The sequence below is a fragment of the Grimontia sp. NTOU-MAR1 genome, from assembly GCF_035758505.1.
GTDB classification, from domain to species: domain Bacteria; phylum Pseudomonadota; class Gammaproteobacteria; order Enterobacterales; family Vibrionaceae; genus Enterovibrio; species Enterovibrio marinus.
This window is the reverse complement of record NZ_CP142108.1, coordinates 2154360-2171712: the sequence shown is the minus strand read 5'-3', so window position 1 is coordinate 2171712 and position 17353 is coordinate 2154360. Positions and strand designations below refer to the sequence as shown.

At 48.8% G+C, this 17353-nt stretch carries 17 protein-coding genes; 11 read left to right on the top strand and 6 right to left on the bottom strand.

Going from position 1 to position 17353, the window contains the following annotated elements; translation table 11 throughout:
- Window positions 1-100 precede the first annotated feature (100 nt).
- The 7 genes from rnr to VP504_RS09785 all read left to right on the top strand — a co-directional run bounded on the left by rnr (window position 101) and on the right by VP504_RS09785 (window position 6448).
- Window positions 101-2617: a ribonuclease R gene (gene rnr / locus VP504_RS09815; protein WP_325891018.1), complete on the top strand. Its 2517-nt coding sequence runs from the start codon at window positions 101-103 to the stop codon at window positions 2615-2617.
- A gap of 3 nt (window positions 2618-2620) precedes the next feature.
- Entirely contained in the window at window positions 2621-3358 is a 738-nt protein-coding gene (gene rlmB, locus VP504_RS09810) for a 23S rRNA (guanosine(2251)-2'-O)-methyltransferase RlmB (RefSeq protein ID WP_002539410.1), read from the top strand.
- Window positions 3359-3552: 194 nt separating this feature from the next.
- Window positions 3553-3918 (top strand): 30S ribosomal protein S6, encoded by a 366-nt coding sequence (gene rpsF, locus VP504_RS09805; protein WP_325891016.1) that lies wholly within the window; start codon window positions 3553-3555, stop codon window positions 3916-3918.
- Between the two features lie 32 nt (window positions 3919-3950).
- Window positions 3951-4253, top strand: coding sequence for a primosomal replication protein N (gene priB / locus VP504_RS09800; protein ID WP_325891015.1), 303 nt, complete (start codon window positions 3951-3953; stop codon window positions 4251-4253).
- Between the two features lie 17 nt (window positions 4254-4270).
- Complete coding sequence (gene rpsR / locus VP504_RS09795; RefSeq protein WP_002539422.1) at window positions 4271-4498, top strand: 30S ribosomal protein S18; 228 nt, start codon at window positions 4271-4273, stop codon at window positions 4496-4498.
- Between the two features lie 34 nt (window positions 4499-4532).
- Window positions 4533-4982: a 50S ribosomal protein L9 gene (gene rplI / locus VP504_RS09790; protein WP_325891014.1), complete on the top strand. Its 450-nt coding sequence runs from the start codon at window positions 4533-4535 to the stop codon at window positions 4980-4982.
- A gap of 131 nt (window positions 4983-5113) precedes the next feature.
- On the top strand, window positions 5114-6448 hold the full coding sequence (locus VP504_RS09785; protein WP_325891013.1) for an IS4 family transposase: 1335 nt from the start codon (window positions 5114-5116) through the stop codon (window positions 6446-6448).
- A 95-nt stretch (window positions 6449-6543) separates the two neighbouring features.
- Here the strand turns inward: VP504_RS09785 and VP504_RS09780 are convergent, their stop codons facing one another.
- Window positions 6544-7287 (bottom strand): DUF481 domain-containing protein, encoded by a 744-nt coding sequence (locus VP504_RS09780; RefSeq protein ID WP_325891012.1) that lies wholly within the window; start codon window positions 7285-7287, stop codon window positions 6544-6546.
- Window positions 7288-7463: 176 nt separating this feature from the next.
- Here VP504_RS09780 and VP504_RS09775 point away from each other — a divergent pair, with 176 nt between their 5' ends.
- Both VP504_RS09775 and alr read left to right on the top strand, forming a co-directional pair.
- A complete protein-coding gene (locus tag VP504_RS09775; RefSeq protein ID WP_046302979.1) occupies window positions 7464-8873 on the top strand; it encodes a replicative DNA helicase in 1410 nt (469 codons plus the stop codon).
- 32 nt (window positions 8874-8905) lie between these two features.
- The gene (gene alr / locus VP504_RS09770) at window positions 8906-9991 is read left to right on the top strand and encodes an alanine racemase (protein ID WP_325891011.1); all 1086 of its coding nucleotides are present in this window, start codon (window positions 8906-8908) and stop codon (window positions 9989-9991) included.
- A gap of 83 nt (window positions 9992-10074) precedes the next feature.
- On the opposite strand, the gene VP504_RS09765 is transcribed toward alr, so the two are convergent.
- Window positions 10075-11751, bottom strand: coding sequence for a GGDEF domain-containing protein (locus VP504_RS09765; protein WP_325891010.1), 1677 nt, complete (start codon window positions 11749-11751; stop codon window positions 10075-10077).
- Window positions 11752-11956: 205 nt separating this feature from the next.
- A complete protein-coding gene (locus tag VP504_RS09760) occupies window positions 11957-12376 on the bottom strand; it encodes a secondary thiamine-phosphate synthase enzyme YjbQ (RefSeq protein WP_325891009.1) in 420 nt (139 codons plus the stop codon).
- Window positions 12377-12732: 356 nt separating this feature from the next.
- Here VP504_RS09760 and pgi point away from each other — a divergent pair, with 356 nt between their 5' ends.
- Window positions 12733-14385 carry a glucose-6-phosphate isomerase gene (gene pgi, locus VP504_RS09755; protein ID WP_325891008.1) on the top strand — a complete coding sequence of 551 codons (1653 nt, stop codon included), beginning with the start codon at window positions 12733-12735 and terminating at the stop codon, window positions 14383-14385.
- Between the two features lie 73 nt (window positions 14386-14458).
- On the opposite strand, the gene VP504_RS09750 is transcribed toward pgi, so the two are convergent.
- The 3 genes from VP504_RS09750 to VP504_RS09740 all read right to left on the bottom strand — a co-directional run bounded on the left by VP504_RS09750 (window position 14459) and on the right by VP504_RS09740 (window position 16129).
- Entirely contained in the window at window positions 14459-14920 is a 462-nt protein-coding gene (locus VP504_RS09750) for a chemotaxis protein CheX (RefSeq protein WP_325891007.1), read from the bottom strand.
- A gap of 17 nt (window positions 14921-14937) precedes the next feature.
- Window positions 14938-15396: a zinc uptake transcriptional repressor Zur gene (gene zur, locus VP504_RS09745; RefSeq protein WP_062712327.1), complete on the bottom strand. Its 459-nt coding sequence runs from the start codon at window positions 15394-15396 to the stop codon at window positions 14938-14940.
- A gap of 169 nt (window positions 15397-15565) precedes the next feature.
- Window positions 15566-16129, bottom strand: coding sequence for a MarR family winged helix-turn-helix transcriptional regulator (locus VP504_RS09740; RefSeq protein WP_325891006.1), 564 nt, complete (start codon window positions 16127-16129; stop codon window positions 15566-15568).
- A 267-nt stretch (window positions 16130-16396) separates the two neighbouring features.
- Between VP504_RS09740 and VP504_RS09735 the strand changes: the two genes are divergently transcribed.
- Window positions 16397-16657, top strand: coding sequence for a DUF2024 family protein (locus VP504_RS09735; protein WP_325891004.1), 261 nt, complete (start codon window positions 16397-16399; stop codon window positions 16655-16657).
- Window positions 16658-17353 lie beyond the last annotated feature (696 nt).

Below are 17353 nucleotides of genomic sequence, written 5' to 3'. Positions count from 1 at the left end.
AGACGAACTGCCAGTTTTTGTCGGTAATTCTTGCGGGTGCCCAATTTCTTTTATTCAAAGCGATATACTGAGTAACACATGTCGCTAATGGGAATTTTATATGTCTCAGGACAAACACCTACACAGCAACGATCCTTTTCTGGGTCGTGAAGCAGAAAAATACGACAATCCTGTGCCAAGCCGTGAGCACCTTCTCGAGGTAATTAAAGGCTTTACCACACCGGTAAACCGCGACCAGTTGTTTGAGGTGCTGGGCCTGCGTAGCGACGAAGAATACGAAGGTTTGCGCCGACGCCTCCGAGCCATGGAGCGTGATGGCCAACTGATTTTTACACGTCGTCAGTGCTATGCATTGCCTGAGCGTCTGGACTTGGTTAAAGGTACCGTGATCGGGCACCGCGACGGTTTCGGCTTCCTACGTCCGGAGGGCAAAGGCAACCGCGAAGACTGGCTGTTGCCACATCACCAGATGAAACAGGTGATGCATGGTGATTTCATCCTTGTACAACCAGCAGGCACTGATAAGCGTGGTCGTAAAGAAGCCCGCGTGGTGCGTGTTTTGGAAGAACGAAAAGGCCAGATTGTTGGCCGCTACTTCGTCGAAAACGGTATGGGCTTTGTGGTGCCGGACGACTCCCGCCTCAGTCAGGACATCGTGATCCCACAGGATGAGCGTAAAGGTGCACGCATGGGTAACGTTGTGGTGGTGGAAATCTTCCAGCGACCAACCCGTCAACACAACCCGGTGGGTCGTGTGGTTGAAGTGCTGGGTGAGAACATGGCACCGGGTATGGAAATCGAAATTGCCGTCCGTACCCATGACATTCCTCATGAGTGGCCACAAGACGTCGAAAAACAAATCAAGAGTTTCACTGAGCAAGTGCCGGAAGAGGCGAAAAAGGGCCGCGTTGATCTACGTGACTTGCCTCTGGTCACCATTGACGGTGAAGATGCACGCGACTTCGATGACGCCGTATTCTGTGAAAAGAAAAAGTCAGGTGGCTGGCGCCTTTGGGTCGCGATTGCGGATGTGAGCTACTATGTCCGTCCGGACTCTGCGTTGGACAAAGAAGCGGTGAACCGCGGTAACTCAGTCTACTTCCCGTCTCAGGTTATTCCTATGCTGCCGGAAGTGCTATCCAATGGTCTTTGTTCACTGAACCCTCAGGTCGATCGCCTTTGCATGGTGTGCGAAATGACGATTTCGGAAGCCGGTAAGCTTTCCGGTTTTAAACATTACGAAGCGGTGATGAACTCCCACGCGCGCCTGACTTATACAAAGGTGGCAGCGATGTTGGACGGTGATGAAGAGCTCCGCGAGCGCTATGCGCCGCTGGTTCCACATCTCGAAGAGTTGAACCGCATGTACAAGGCGCTGAAAGCGTCACGTGAACAGCGTGGTGCAATTGAATTTGAAACCGTCGAAACCAAGTTTATTTTCAACGCTATGCGCAAGATTGAGCGCATCGTGCCGGTTGAGCGTAACGACGCCCACAAGATCATCGAAGAATGTATGATTTTGGCGAACATCGCGTCAGCGCGTTTTGTTGAGAAAGCCAAAGAGCCTGCACTTTATCGCGTGCACGAAGCGCCGGGTGAAGAGCGCCTGACGGGCTTTAAAGACTTCCTGAGCGAAATGGGTCTCACACTTGAAGGGGGCTTAGAGCCGTCTCCAACCGATTACGCCAAACTGGCACATTTAATTGCTGGCCGCCCTGATCAGGAACTCATCCAAACCATGCTGCTGCGCTCAATGAAGCAGGCGGTGTATCAGGCTGATAATTCAGGCCACTTTGGTCTGGCGTTGAAGCAGTACGCGCACTTTACCTCGCCAATCCGTCGTTATCCGGATTTGCTGCTGCACCGTGCGATCAAATACCTGATTGCCAAAGAAGAAGGGCGCAACACTGATCGCTGGACACCAACCGGTGGCTATCACTACTCCTTTGATGATATGGATGTGATGGGCGAACAATGCTCGATGACTGAGCGCCGTGCAGATGATGCGACGCGGGATGTCTCTGACTGGCTCAAGTGTGAATATATGCAAGATCACGTTGGAGAAGTGATGGAAGGCACCATTGCCAATGTCACTGGTTTCGGTTTCTTTGTGCGTTTAAAAGAGCTCCATATTGACGGCTTGGTGCATATCTCGAATCTTGACAACGATTACTACAACTACGACATGGTAGGCCAAAAACTGGTAGGCGAGAGCTCTGGTCGTATTTTCCGACTTGGCGATCAGGTCACGGTCAAAGTATTATCCGTCAACCTTGATGAAAGGATGATCGATTTCGAGCTGGAGGGTACAACCCGTAAAGCCCGCGGTGCCGGTAAAACTGCTCGTAATAAAGCCAAGAAAGGCCGCGCAGAGTCAGGGAAAAATCCTGAAGCACGCCAAGAGCGTATGTCTGTTCGCCAGCAACTGAAGCGCGGCGCGATTCCAAAAGGTGAGGGTGATAAAGCCCCGGCCGGAAAGCGTGGCGAAAAAGCGACTGCTGGCAAACGAGGCGGCAAAGGCGAAAACCCGGCGAAGAAGAAAACCAAGGCTGAGAAGGTGCGCAAGAAAAAAGCGCAGAAAGGCAAACCAGCCAGAGCAGGCAAGAATAAGAAGTAATCCATGAGCAATGAAATGATTTACGGCATCCATGCCGTTAAAGCCGTACTAGAATCTGATCCGTCCCGCTTCATCGAAGTCTTCGTGCTGAAAGGTCGTCAAGACGATCGTGTATTGCCTGTATTGAATGAGTTGACCCGTCTGGGTATCACTCTGCAGGAAATGGGTCGAAAAGCACTGGACGACAAAGCCAAAGGTGCGTCGCATCAGGGCTTGATTGCTCGTGTGAAGCCAGGTCGACAGTACAATGAAAACGACCTCGACATCATTCTGGATGGCAAAGAAAACCCACTGCTGCTGGTACTTGATGGTGTGACCGACCCACACAATCTGGGCGCGTGTCTGCGTAATGCGGATGCTGCCGGCGTATGTGCGGTCATCGTGCCGAAAGACAAATCGGCACAGCTGAACGCAACGGCTCGCAAGGTCGCAGTAGGCGCTGCAGAAGTAGTGCCACTGGTGCGCGTAACCAACCTAGCGCGTACTATGCGTGCGTTGCAGGAAAAAGGCGTGTGGTTTGTCGGCACGGCCGGTGAAGCGACGCACGATGTATACGATGCGAAACTGACAGGTCCACTGGCGATTGTGATGGGCGCAGAAGGTGACGGTATGCGCCGCCTGACCCGAGAGACCTGTGATGATCTCATCAGCATTCCTATGGCGGGCAGCGTATCAAGCCTGAACGTGTCGGTAGCGACCGGTATCTGTCTGTTTGAAGCTGTGCGTCAGCGCCGCGGGTAACCGCAAGACAGACTGTTTTCAGACAAAGCAACGCCCGGTGATTTATTTCTCCGGGCGTTGTGCTTTTTGTTGCTATTAGCGGTGCAATTCTGTACTATCCTGCCTCCAAATTCCCGGTCTTTTACTTTCGTTCCTTGCTTCCGCTGGACGACCGGGCCAAGCGTGGAAGCTGAATAATCCGTAAGGAGCAACCAATGCGTCATTACGAAATCGTATTCATGGTGCACCCTGATCAAAGCGAGCAAGTTGCTGGCATGATCGAGCGTTACACTGGTTCTATCAAAGAGTCAGGTGGTCAGATCCACCGTCTGGAAGACTGGGGCCGTCGTCAACTGGCTTACCCAATCAACAAGCTGCACAAAGCACACTACGTTTTGATGAACGTTGAAGCTGAGCAAGCTGTGATTGATGAGCTGGAAACTGCGTTCCGCTTCAACGACGCTGTGATCCGTAACATGATCATGCGTACCAAAGGCGCTATCACTGAGCCGTCTGTAATGATGAAGGCTAAAGAAGAGCGCGCACCTCGTCGCGAAGAGCGTGCAGAAGCAGCAATCTGAAGAGCGAAGCAGCAGCTGAGTAATTTGATTTGATGACCAATCGGATTGAGCTTGCTGGTGTTATCACCCAAGGCCCGATTCGAAAACAGAGTCCTGCCGGCATTCCTCATTGTCACTTTGTGATTGAGCATCGTTCGGATCAACAGGAAGCTGGATTGCCAAGGCAAGTCTACTGTCGATTATCGGTAGTATTGAGCGGGCAAGGGTCGCAAAGCAAAACACAGCATTTAGCTTTAGGCAGCAATATTGAGGTGAGTGGGTTTCTCGCTTACCAAACCAGCCGAAATGGCGCAGGTAAATTAGTGTTGCATGCCGACAATATTAAAGACATTTAAGATCAGGAGATTAGCCCATGGCACGTTTCTTCCGTCGTCGTAAATTCTGCCGTTTCACTGCAGAAGGCGTACAAGAGATCGATTACAAAGACGTAGCGACTCTGAAAAACTACATCACCGAAGCTGGTAAAATCGTACCTAGCCGTATCACTGGTACCCGTGCTAAGTACCAGCGTCAGCTGGCACGCGCTATCAAGCGTTCACGTTACCTGGCTCTGCTGCCATATACTGACAAGCATCAGTAATCGGCCACTGTCCAAGTTAATAGAGGAATAGATAATGCAAGTTATTCTGCTTGATAAAATCGCTAACCTGGGTGGTCTGGGTGATCAGGTAACTGTTAAGTCTGGTTACGCACGTAACTTCCTTATCCCACAAGGTAAGGCAGTAATGGCAACCAAATCTAACGTTGAGCATTTCGAAGCTCGTCGTGCAGATCTGGAAGCTAAAGTTGCTGAAGCTCTTGGAGCTGCACAAGCTCGCGCAGAGCAAGTCGAAGCACTGGAAGCGGTTGAAATCGCTTCTAAAGCTGGTGACGAAGGTAAACTGTTCGGTTCTATCGGTACTCGCGACATCGCTGACGCTGTAACTGCGGCTGGCGTTGAAGTAGCGAAGAGCGAAGTTCGCCTACCAGAAGGTGCGCTGCGTAACACTGGTGAGTACGAAATCAGCCTGCAACTGCACTCTGAAGTATTCGCTACTGTTAAGCTGAACGTTGTTGCTGAGTAATTCAGACACATCGTCGCTTTGAAAAACCGGCCTTTTGGCCTAACACCGATCAGTTAAGGCATTGATCAGTTGAACGATCCTACAGATGGTTAACAATACCCTCAGTACACTAATTGCTGAGGGTATTTTTTATGTTGGCTCACTGGCTGATTGATGTCGATACGTTTGCTGCACCCGAATCAATGGCTCTCTTCCAAAAAGAACTCCCGCTCGAATGGATAGAGCAAGCCCTTGATTCGACCAACAAAGCCAGTATGAGACGGCGTAAGTTACCCGCCGAACTTGTCGTTTGGTTGATTGTCGGTATTGGCTTGTATCGGGATAAACCCATCACGGAAGTTTTAGATAAATTAGACCTCAAGCTTTCCAACCACTTAGGGGATTCTGTTGCACCAAGTGCTATCCCTCAAGCGAGAAAGCGCCTCACCGCCCAACCTTTGGAAGCGCTTTTTAAACTGACAGCCGCCCATTGGACCCAGCAGGAAGATAGCGATGACAAATGGTTTGGCCTAAGTTTACTTTCAGTCGACGGCACTCAGTTCCGCACCCATGATACCGCCTGTCTTGCGGAGCACTTCCAATACATCAAGTACAATGAAAACCACCATACTGAATACCCGATTGTTCGATTATGTGCCCTCACATCGCTGCGAAGTCGTTTATTACATGATGTTGTCTTTGGGCCCAGCTCGACAGGTGAGGTCTCTTATGCCAAACAGCTGGCGGCTTCGGCTCCCGCTCACTCCCTGACGATTTTTGACCGCTGTTACCTCAGTGCTGAGTTGATGATTAATTGGCAACGGCAACATACGACGAGTCACTGGATGACGCCGATAAAATCCAACACGCAATATGAAGTGATTGAACAACTGGATAAGGAAGGGCGAGACCTTTTAGTGGAAATGAAAGTGTCAGCCCATGCTCGGAAACAAGACCCGAGCTTGCCGGAGAAATGGCAAGCCCGCCTTGTCCTGTCCCCCAAGCCAGAGCAACCCAATCACGTCAAAGGTGTCCTCACCTCCTTAACGAGTCTGGAATATGGTACGCAGTCATTACTGGATGTGTACTTTGAGCGATGGGAAATAGAGAACAGCTACGGAGAGATAAAGCACAATATGCTTGAAGATGAAGTGCTGCTACGAAGTCAGTCTGTGGAGGGGGTAATACAAGAAATCTGGGGACTATTGATAGCTTACAATTTGGTTCGTCTGGAAATCAGTCGTATTGCGAGAGAGGCGCAGGTATCGCCATTGCGGATAAGTTTTATGATGGCATTGAGAGATATTCAGGATGAGCTGATGTGGTGTGCGATAGCAGCCCCCGGCTCAATCCCGAGAAAGCTAAGAGCCATGCGGGAGAGAGTGAAACGCTACATACTCCCCAAAAAAAGAAAACGGCCCAAAGCGAGGACCGTTCGTATTAATAAAACTCGCTACCCTGTTCGCTCTAAGCACCTTAAACCTTAAGTGATAGGTGTTAGCCTTTTGGCCGGTTTTTTTGTGTATGGAATTTGGAAGAGCAATGCGGGTAAAAGCGGACTTAGGCTCTGGGTCAGCTTTACCTAAAACTTATAAAGCATGTTCACCGTGAAGATTGAATCGAGGTTCTCAAGACCCGGTGGAACTTCACTGATGTATTTCTGTGTGGTGGAAAGCTTGATAGCCAGATCGTCAATCAAGCTGGTGGACACCGATGCTCTTGCTTCAAAACTGGTGTTACTTGGCCCGCTGATGGCAGTAATGCGACCTTCAAACAGCGCGGCCTTTGTCATTTGCCAGGAAAGCTCGGCCTGACCACGCAAAATCGCTTCTTCCACGTCATATGGCAAAATAAGGTCGTCATCATCCAGCTCGTCCAGGTTTGGTGACTGATAACGGTAACCGGGACCGACTTCTAGCAGCAATGATAAATCTTCCTGCCAAATGGCCTGATAACCCACTCCTACTGCGACAGTAAGGTCTTTAAAATAAGGGCCGTATTTATCGTCAAGAAAGCTAACGTTTCCCCACACATAATGCTTGGGATCAAACTTGTAGTTGGCCTGACTTTCGAACTCGCTTTTACGTTTATCTTCTTCACCGTCTTTTTCAACCAGCAGGAATTTGGCTTCTGAAGTGTGTCGATAGGGTCCCTCGGTGAAGTTGACCCCTAGACGACTGTTGATCGTTAGGGAGTCTGAGTTGCCGGAAAGCGCCTGAAACCCAAGTTCCACTTCTGATTGCCATGGCTCAGGTACGGTTGCGCTTGCACAAAGAGGGAGTGCCACCAGACAAAACAGAGACGGTTTCAGTAGCGACGACGCCATTTAGGTTACCATTACAACAGGAGGAGCCACATTCTATATGAATCATCCTGCATTTCGTCAGCGGCACGTTAAATTGGTGGGCAAAAAAGTCGTGGTCACTCCAAAGCGCCTATCGATAGTTATTCGCTGGACGTTCTGGGTATAATGTCGGTCGAATCGACAAGGTAATAAGTAATATGGCAGAGCAACGCAGCAAGCAATTTAATTCCAACAAACCCAAGGATCGTCAGGTTGATGCCCTGAAGGTACCGCCGCATTCTCTGGAAGCCGAGCAGTCTGTGCTGGGGGGCCTGATGCTTGATAACGAGCGTTGGGACAGCGTGGCGGAAAAAGTGGTTGCTGCCGATTTTTACAGCCGTCCTCACCGCCTGATTTTTGAAAGCACGAAACAGCTGCTCGATGCAGGTATGCCACTGGATCTTATTACCCTTTCTGAAAACCTCGAAAAGCACAGCCAGCTTGAAGATGTGGGCGGTTTTGCGTATCTCGCCGAGCTGGCAAAGAATACCCCAAGTGCGGCGAATATTGTCGCTTATGCTGATATCGTCCGTGAACGTGCGATGGTACGAAACCTTATCAGCGTCGCGAATGAAATCGCAGATGCGGGTTATGACCCAGAAGGGCGTACCTCAGAAGACTTGCTCGACATGGCAGAGAGCAAAGTTTTCGCCATTGCAGAATCGCGCACGACGGAAAACGAAGGACCACAGAACATCGACAATGTATTGTCGAAAACCCTTGAGCGTATCGAAATTCTGTTCAAATCGCCGCAAGACGGTGTGACCGGTGTGTCGACTGGCTTTACCGATCTGAACAAGAAAACCGCAGGCCTGCAGGGCTCGGATCTCATCATCGTGGCGGCACGTCCATCCATGGGTAAAACCACGTTTGCGATGAACCTGTGTGAAAACGCCGCCATGGATCAGGAAAAGCCAGTACTGATCTTCTCACTCGAGATGCCTGCTGAACAGCTGATGATGCGTATGCTCGCGTCGCTTTCCCGTGTTGATCAGACCAAAATCCGTACCGGTCAGTTGGATGATGAGGACTGGGCGCGTATTTCATCGACCATGGGTATTCTGATGCAGAAGAAGAATATGTATATCGATGACAGCTCAGGTCTGACGCCAACGGAAGTTCGCTCCCGTGCCCGACGTGTGGCGCGTGAACACGGAGGCCTCTCCATGATCATGGTCGACTACCTTCAGCTGATGCGTGTGCCTGGCCTTCAGGATAACCGTACCCTTGAGATTGCCGAGATCAGCCGCTCGCTCAAGGCGCTAGCTAAAGAATTGAACGTGCCTGTTGTGGCTCTATCGCAGCTTAACCGCTCGCTGGAACAACGTGCAGACAAACGCCCTGTAAACTCCGACTTGCGTGAATCGGGCGCGATCGAGCAGGATGCGGACCTTATCATGTTTATTTACCGTGATGAGGTGTACAACCCGGAAAGCCCGCTCAAAGGCATTGCGGAAATCATTCTGGGTAAACAGCGTAACGGACCTATCGGTAGTGTGCGTTTGACCTTTCAGGGTCAGTTCTCTCGCTTTGATAACTACGCGGGTCCAGCGTTTGACGAAGAATAAAACGGTTTGTTGAGAATTACCCGCGAGGTGTTATGAAAGCGGCGACAGCAATCATCCATACGGCAGCCCTGAACCACAATATCGACGTTATTCGTGCCATGGCGCCGAACAGTCGAACTTGGGCGGCGATTAAAGCTAACGGATACGGACACGGTCTCCTTCCGGTGGCAAACGCACTGTCTTCACAAGCCGATGGCTTTGGTGTCGCGCGCCTTGATGAGGCCGTGAGCCTTCGTGCTGGTGGGATTATGAAACCTATCCTTTTACTTGAAGGTTTTTATTCTTCTGCGGATTTGCCGACACTGGAAGCTAAAGACCTCCAAACGGCGGTTCACTGTATCGAGCAATTGGAAGCGCTTGAAAAAGCGAACCTTGATCATCCGCTTCATGTCTGGCTAAAAATCGACACCGGTATGCACCGTTTGGGTGTGCGTCCGGAATATGTCGCCGAATTTATCGAGCGGCTGAATGCCTGCCCGAATGTCGCGAAACCGCTCAACTTTATGAGCCATTTCGGCTGTGCGGATGAACCGGAAAAGCCTGTCACGGAGCAGCAAATCGCACTGTTTGAAGAACTGACCGCTGGTCAGCCGGGTTACAAATCATTGGCAGCATCTTCCGGCAGTTTAATTTGGCCAACCAGCCATTTTGATTATGTTCGCCCGGGAATCAGCCTGTACGGTATTTCACCGATGGCAGAGCGCTGCGGTAAGGACTTCGGACTTAAACCTGCGATGACCATGACCTCAAGTCTTATTGCTGTGCGTGAAGCCAAGAAAGGTGAAACGATTGGTTATGGCGGACGCTGGATGACAGAGCGCGATACCAGAATCGGTGTGGTGGCAATTGGCTATGGTGATGGCTATCCGCGTGTTGCGCCGGATGGCACACCTGTGATGATCAATGGCCGGCGCGTGCCACTTGCGGGACGTGTCTCCATGGACATGATCACCATTGATTTGGGGCCAGAAGCGACCGACCGTGTGGGCGATGAAGTGACTCTGTGGGGTGAGGAACTTCCGGTGGAAGAAATCGCCCGTCATGTAGGCACCATTGGCTATGAGCTTGTCACCAATCTCACTTCCCGTGTTGACCTGATTTATACCAAAGGTCAATAGGCCTTGGGGTCTGTTGACCTTTGGTGGTTAAATTTTGTTCTCGCGAAAAGCGTTTTAGGCGGAGCAATATTTGTCGCCCGCTATCAACGGCTACAGCAGTTTTTACTTTTCTGCTTTGCTCGGTACATGGCTTCATCTGCATGCCGGATCAGGGAAGTGGTATCTTCAGCATCGTCGGGACACACAGCAATTCCAAGACTCAAGGTCACTGGGATGGTCGTGCTAACTAATTTAAGGCCGGTTTCGATGGAAACGACCAACTTTTTTGCGATCTCCATGGCTTCATCTGCTTCTTGAATATTGGTGAATAGCAGTACAAATTCATCGCCACCAATCCGGGCAACAAAATCACCATCGCGTAACGCTTCCTGAAAAATACGGGCAGCCGCCTTTAGAACCTCATCACCAATATGATGACCCAGCGTATCATTAACTGTTTTAAAGTTATCGAGATCAGCGAACATAACCGCGAACGGGAAATGCTCTTTGTTGTAACTTTTTGTCATGTCTTGCAGGCGATCTGTAATGAGCTGTCGGGTAGGAAGGCCTGTTAACATGTCATGGTGTGCCATGTAAGTCAGTTCTTTTTGCAGCTTATCTTTTTCGATGGCGTTGGTTTTAAATATCTCTAGTGCTTGGGCCATATGACCGACTTCGTCTTTACGCTCTGATACAGAGATATTGATGTCCAATTCATTGTTAGCAAGGCGGTTCATCATTGATGACATAGCAGCGATTGGCTTTGCTATATCTAAGGCAAGAAAATAACCCATGACAAAAATAACAACCGTTCCTACTAGCACAGATAAGGCTAGCGCACTGACAAAAACGCGAAGAGGGCTCAATATTTCGTCACGTTCTATCTCTGCAATGATAGCCCAATGTAGCGACATAAAATTAAATGGCGCAAAGGCACTGAGTACCTCCACGCCTCTGTTATCTTGCTCAAACTGGATGCCAGAAATACCACTTAGTGCTTTGGCAGCAGAATTGGTATGAACAGAGGCTTCCAGAATTTTCTCTCCATGAAACCGGGAATTGCTTCGCATTAATTCATCAGGACCAATCAGGACTGTCTCACCAGTTTCCCCCATACCCGCGCTAACTTGCATGACACTATTAATGTATTTGATGGGCATTTGGAAGATTAGAGCGCCTATATACTCCTCACCGTTTCTGTGGATAGGGGTGGCAAAGAAGGCTTCGGGTTGATTAAAGCTCGGCTCATATTTTTCGAAATCAGTAAGGTATGCGTTATCCACAGAGGGGTTTTTGTTCACCATGGTGAATGCCCGGGCCAAATGAGTGTCTTGCCATTTTCCATTGAGAAGATTGGTGGCAAAGTCATCTTCTTTTTTGACCGAATAGAGAATATTGCCCTCTCTATCGACGAGGAAAATGTCATAGTAGCCATGCTCTGCGGCTAGATTGCGGAAGAAAGAGTGATATTTCTTATGGGCTTTGCTATACGCAGAACCGTCTTCAGCGTATAGCAGTGCTTCCTTCTGGCCCACGTCGAACAGGTTATCGGTGATATAAAGAGATTGAAGGGTTGATTCCTGGTTTTCCCCAATGTCTTCCCATGCCTCAGTGATTTCAATCACCGCATCTCTTGTCTGAGGTGAACGGGCGTGAATAAAGAGATCGCGTTTTACCGTATCAAAGTACAGCAGTAGCGACTCTTTCCTTGAGTCGAGCAGTGCAACTAGCTTTGACTCGGCAGAGAGGATGAGTTGTTCTGCTGCGAACTTATAGCTCATTATTCCAGTAATAATTGAAGATAAAAGCGCGAAAGAAATAATAACCAGTGGCAGCTTTCTTGTGATTTTGACGTTTTCTAACATTTGACCCCCGCAAGTCCTTTAGAGATTATAGGAGGCGCATATTCAAATGTGAGAATAATTATGAAAACTAATTCATGTATTAAGATGTTATCACTTTCGCCTTGTTTGAGTTTCTTGGGTGTTAAATACCTTGTAACGTAGCAATTATTTGTCGTATCCCACTGTGGTCACGATGTTCGCCAAGATAAATACCCTGCCAAGTCCCGAGCGCTAATTTTCCATTGCTAATTGGGATCATCATACTTGCTCCCAGCAACGAGGCCTTGATGTGTGCGGGCATATCGTCGTGGCCCTCGTGGGTGTGCTGGTAATACGGTGCGCGCTCCGGCACGAACTGATTAAAGTGTGCCTCCATGTCGCTTCTCACCGTTGGGTCGGCGTTCTCATTGAGTGTCAGACTGGCCGAAGTGTGTTGAATAAACAGGTTTACCAAGCCGACTTCTAGGCTACGAATTTCCGGTAATTGCTTTACCACTTCGTCGGTGATCAGGTGGAAGCCCCTTGCACGGGGACGTAGGCTAATTGTTTTTTGTGTCCACATTTAAAACAACCTGCTTTAAAAAATTTGGGTAGAGTGCGTGACGCTGCGAGTCCAAGTTGGTTAATCGGTTGTCACTGACCCAGCGCAACATTGCAGCAATTTTTTCGTGGCAAACTGTTACGCCCCTGGTGCCTGTAACCTGGCGGCGATATTTTGATATGACTAAAAGTATACAGGACTTAGAGCTAATGTCGGTGACATCTTGTACTCAGGTACCCTGAAACCTACACCTTCAGGAAGTTTGGGTATACCATTATGCGATTCTGGAGGCTGCCCCGAAACAAGGCGGCCTGCCTCTGTACCGTGGGAAGGCAGTGCCCGCGATAACAGGCTATGTCTACAAAGGAACAATAATTATGTTGAAGTCCATCAATCCGACGCAAACCGCAGCATGGAAAGCGCTGACGGCTCACTTTGAAGATGCGCAGGATTTGACCCTCACCTCGCTTTTCGCCAACGATCCGAACCGTTTCGATAAGTTCTCCATACAATTCGGCAACGATATCTTGCTGGACTACTCAAAGAACCTGATCAGCGAGCAAACGCTGGACAAACTGTTCGCATTGGCTGATGAAACGGAAGTAAAAGGCGCTATTGAAGCGATGTTCCGTGGTGACAATATTAACCATACTGAAGGTCGTTCCGTGCTGCACGTTGCTCTGCGTAACCGCAGCAACACGCCAGTGATGGTAGATGGCGAAGACGTGATGCCTGCAGTTAATGCTGTGCTGGAGAAAATGAAAGGTTTCTCCGAACGTCTTATCAGTGGTGAGTGGAAAGGTTACACCGGCAAAGAAATCACTGACATCGTGAATATCGGTATCGGCGGTTCTGATCTAGGTCCTTACATGGTGAGCGAGGCTCTGGCTGCTTATAAAACACGTCTGAACCTGCACTTCGTTTCTAACGTTGACGGCACACATGTTGCGGAAACCCTGAAAGGCCTTAATCCAGAAACAACCCTGTTCCTGATTGCATCAAAAACTTTCACGACTCAAGAAACCATGACCAATGCTCTGTCTGCGCGTGATTGGTTCCTGGCGTCAGCAGAAGATCAAGCACACGTAGCGAAACACTTCGCTGCGTTGTCTACCAACGCAGAAGCAGTCGCTGAGTTTGGTATCGACACCGACAACATGTTCGAGTTCTGGGACTGGGTTGGTGGCCGCTACTCACTGTGGTCAGCGATTGGTCTTTCTATCTGTCTGGCGATTGGCTACGACAACTTTATTGAGTTGCTTGCTGGTGCGCACGACATGGATAAACACTTCCAAAGCTCACCATTTACTGAAAACCTGCCTGTGCTGCTGGCACTGATTGGTCTGTGGTACAACAACTTCCACGGTGCGGAATCAGAAGCGATTTTGCCTTATGACCAATACCTGCATCGCTTTGCGGCATACTTCCAGCAAGGCAACATGGAGTCAAACGGTAAGTATGTTGACCGCGACGGCAAGCCTGTTGATTACCAGACTGGCCCAATCATCTGGGGTGAGCCTGGCACCAATGGTCAGCATGCGTTCTACCAGCTTATCCACCAGGGCACCAAGCTAATCCCATGCGACTTCATTGCGCCTGTTATCAGCCACAACCCGCAGAGCGATCACCATCCTAAACTGATGGCGAACTTCTTCGCGCAAACTGAAGCACTGGCATTCGGTAAAAACCGTGAGCAGGTAGAGGCGGAATTCGCAGAGGCAGGTAAGTCGGCTGAGGAAGTGGCGGATCTGGTACCGTTCAAAGTATTTGAAGGTAACCGCCCAACCAACTCAATCCTGATGAAGCAAATTACCCCTCGCAGCTTGGGTGCGTTGATTGCGATGTACGAGCACAAAATCTTCGTGCAGGGCGTGATTTGGAACATATACAGCTTTGACCAGTGGGGCGTAGAGCTGGGCAAACAGCTGGCGAACCAAATTCTGCCCGAACTGGCAGATCAGGATGAAGTTACCAGCCATGACAGCTCAACTAATGGCCTGATCAACGCGTTTAAACAATGGCGTGCATAAACACTAAACTCTGAACGTAAGAAAACAAAAAACGCCGCATCGATGATGCGGCGTTTTTATTGGATTTGTTAGCTTAATCGAAGCAAATTTCGATATAAGCGCGGCCATGCTCACATTCGAATGGCATGATAATTATTTGGCCATCGCTCTTGTGGGTGATGGTGTGCTCGCGGCCAGACACAACAACCGGGGTCGCCATGTCAAAATCAAAGCCTTTTTCTGCCAGCAAGCGTTTGGCACCTCCCGTCACCATATTGGTGATTTCACCGACCATGTCGGTGACATCCGCATTGATTGAGCTTGGGCGCTCACCTAGCATGCGGCTCATGATTTCCAGTGCTAGCTTTTCTTCAAACGTAACAGAGAAAGAGCCTTTGGTTTTTGGGCCCACCATACCAATCAGTCCTGAAACATCGCCTTTTGCGATTTCAGATGTTTTGAGCTGAGGTTTTTTCGGCGTGATTTCCAACTGCGCCATGGTAGTCAGCACGTTAACCAACGAAGATAAAAAAGGGTTTACAAATTCAGCGCGCATAATTGTTATTTACCGTCCTACTGCATTTTATGTGTCGCCACCTGGCAGGCGTGACAGGTTCCATGTGTTTCAACAACGTGATGACTCACCGCAAAGCCAACCTGATGGGCCTTTTGCTTCAGTGCTGTCGACAGGGTATCGGCGTGACACTCTTCGACAGCTCCACACGAGTCACAAATCAATAGCTGTGAACAATGTTGCTCATGTCCAGGGAGGCAGCAAGCAATAAAACTATTTGTTGACTCCACTTTGTGCACAAAGCCCTGAGACAGCAAAAAATCGAGCGCGCGGTAAACCGTTGGTGGTTTGGCTTGCGGCTCTGTTTCCCGCAATACGTCCAGCAAATCGTAGGCGCTAATAGCCCTTTTACTCTGAACGATAATCTCATATACCCGCTCACGTTGTGTCGTAAGTCGAACACCTCGTTGCTCGCAAAGTGACTGAGCCCGGGCAATTAAATGTGAAAGATTGGCCATAAGACCTCAAAAATCAGGCTGAGGACTACATTCTATCACAGCAAACAAATCACGCATCCGCCAAGCCGTGACCGTAGTATGCCTTTAGATAATTGTAGATTATAGACAATCATCCGATTAGTGAGACACACCTCGTTTTAGGTAGTTCATCACAAGTCAACAAACTGTCTCACTCAATAGTGTGCTCACGGCACAGCAACTCTCCACCTTCCAAGTCCAAGGTTTCTTTGGTTAATTTGCAGAAGAATACACCATCAGAGACGGGCTGATGAAACTTACAGGTTTTGCAAACCCCAAAACTAGCACTGTTGGTGGCTTTTTGCATGCTTCGCAGTAAGGTTTCGAGTTGTTCGCGTAGCGCCTCACTGTCGTTGCCCAATTGCTCCAATCCATTTTTCAAAACAACGGGGGGAATGGCCTTACTCGCGACCTCTTTTCCTTTTTCTGTTAACACCAAATGGGTAACACGGCGATCATCTGGGTCTTTTTCCTTGTTCAGGAAGCCTTTCGACGCCAGCAGGGTGATGGATTGAGAGGTGGTGCCTTTTGTGGTCCCCAGAAATTCAGTGACAGCAGCAGGTGTGTCACTGAATTTATTGCAACGGGAAAGGAAATAAAGCACCTCAAGGTGCACTGGATGAAGGCCATATTCCACACCCACAAGACGCACTTCATTTCGGTGCAGAGTGACAATGCGTTCCAGGATGTCAGTTAATGGATTGATGGTACTCATGTATTGTCTCTGTTTGGGGACAGTTTTTATTCGAAACTACAACTCTTAGTTGACAATTCTAGCAGGATACGTATTTTCAATATAGTTTCGATACGGAACTATATTGGAGCGAGATCTCATAATAGAAAATTAGGCATGACTATGAATAGTAGTCTGAAGTCCTAGTACTCCATTTTAAATCAATAGCTTATTACAAATTATACTTAAAGGGTTGTTTTTCAACCGATCTGCGTGACTGTTTTTAAAGCGTTTAACAAGGAGATAGAAATGGCAATACATGTGTACGACACTTATGCGACGGCATCTTCCGGTAAAATTATGCACTTTGATGTATTACTGAGAGAGAAAAACGACGAATTGGCGGTGAAATATGCCAAGGCTTGGCTCGCTGAGATTGGTGAGGCGGATGCCACAGTAAAATCTGGCAACTGTGCGTTTTGCCATACCACTGCTGACTTGCCCGAATTTGATGGTGAGATCAACGAAAAAGGATATGCGATATACAAGCTGGAAGGATGCCCTGTGTGAAGATAGGGAAATCCTTGAGAAATAAAGGGTATAGCATTGAGCTATGCCCTTTTTGTTTCTGACGGCAGGTGGGATGTTGGTGTGCCGCACCTTCACAACTTGGGCAAATGCCAGAGTTAAGGTAGAATCCGCACACTTTTTTATCAGGTACTGCAATCGGACGGTGCTTTCGCGTGACCAAATTCAATGAGGTTTATCCATGCTGAACGAAACAACTGACATCCAAAACTCATCATCAGGCTTTCTGTCTGAGGGTGTGTCCAACCCGTCAGCTCGTTTTAGTGTGGCTCCGATGCTGGATTGGACTGATATGTTAATTTAATCATTGTTTTATAATTTTTAGGGGAGACTATAGTAGATCCCTTTGAGTAAAGTCCCTCTCAGTTCCCCTGACTTAGTTCCCCTCACCTGATACTGCCATAGCGTTCAAACTGAAACGTTTTGTTAGCACGAATGCTTGTCCTTTGTATTTGAGCAGAGGATAAGAGCACTCCAAGATGGTTACCTTTTGGCAAGCACTGTACTCGTGTTTCCATTGCTTTGGGTTCATGCGAATCAAGCGGATACTTTCATCCACTCGGCAAAACCCTTTCTCGCTGTCTCAGCCGAACTAAACCAATTTAGCCTGTTTTTTTATTGATATTTCCCTTGCCTGATTATTCAGTTTTAAGGGATCAAATTTTATCCAGTATGAAA

What these genes read in the sequence shown, in the direction of transcription:
- pgi (WP_325891008.1), top strand. Translation starts at nt 12,733, where the DNA reads ATGTTGAAGTCCATCAATCCGACGCAAACCGCAGCATGGAAAGCGCTG.
- VP504_RS09775 (WP_046302979.1), top strand. Translation starts at nt 7,464, where the DNA reads ATGGCAGAGCAACGCAGCAAGCAATTTAATTCCAACAAACCCAAGGAT.
- rpsF (WP_325891016.1), top strand. Translation starts at nt 3,553, where the DNA reads ATGCGTCATTACGAAATCGTATTCATGGTGCACCCTGATCAAAGCGAG.
- VP504_RS09780 (WP_325891012.1), bottom strand. Translation starts at nt 7,287, where the DNA reads ATGGCGTCGTCGCTACTGAAACCGTCTCTGTTTTGTCTGGTGGCACTC.
- VP504_RS09740 (WP_325891006.1), bottom strand. Translation starts at nt 16,129, where the DNA reads ATGAGTACCATCAATCCATTAACTGACATCCTGGAACGCATTGTCACT.
- priB (WP_325891015.1), top strand. Translation starts at nt 3,951, where the DNA reads ATGACCAATCGGATTGAGCTTGCTGGTGTTATCACCCAAGGCCCGATT.
- rpsR (WP_002539422.1), top strand. Translation starts at nt 4,271, where the DNA reads ATGGCACGTTTCTTCCGTCGTCGTAAATTCTGCCGTTTCACTGCAGAA.
- VP504_RS09760 (WP_325891009.1), bottom strand. Translation starts at nt 12,376, where the DNA reads ATGTGGACACAAAAAACAATTAGCCTACGTCCCCGTGCAAGGGGCTTC.
- VP504_RS09735 (WP_325891004.1), top strand. Translation starts at nt 16,397, where the DNA reads ATGGCAATACATGTGTACGACACTTATGCGACGGCATCTTCCGGTAAA.
- rplI (WP_325891014.1), top strand. Translation starts at nt 4,533, where the DNA reads ATGCAAGTTATTCTGCTTGATAAAATCGCTAACCTGGGTGGTCTGGGT.
- alr (WP_325891011.1), top strand. Translation starts at nt 8,906, where the DNA reads ATGAAAGCGGCGACAGCAATCATCCATACGGCAGCCCTGAACCACAAT.
- VP504_RS09765 (WP_325891010.1), bottom strand. Translation starts at nt 11,751, where the DNA reads ATGAGCTATAAGTTCGCAGCAGAACAACTCATCCTCTCTGCCGAGTCA.
- rnr (WP_325891018.1), top strand. Translation starts at nt 101, where the DNA reads ATGTCTCAGGACAAACACCTACACAGCAACGATCCTTTTCTGGGTCGT.
- zur (WP_062712327.1), bottom strand. Translation starts at nt 15,396, where the DNA reads ATGGCCAATCTTTCACATTTAATTGCCCGGGCTCAGTCACTTTGCGAG.
- VP504_RS09785 (WP_325891013.1), top strand. Translation starts at nt 5,114, where the DNA reads ATGTTGGCTCACTGGCTGATTGATGTCGATACGTTTGCTGCACCCGAA.
- VP504_RS09750 (WP_325891007.1), bottom strand. Translation starts at nt 14,920, where the DNA reads ATGCGCGCTGAATTTGTAAACCCTTTTTTATCTTCGTTGGTTAACGTG.
- rlmB (WP_002539410.1), top strand. Translation starts at nt 2,621, where the DNA reads ATGAGCAATGAAATGATTTACGGCATCCATGCCGTTAAAGCCGTACTA.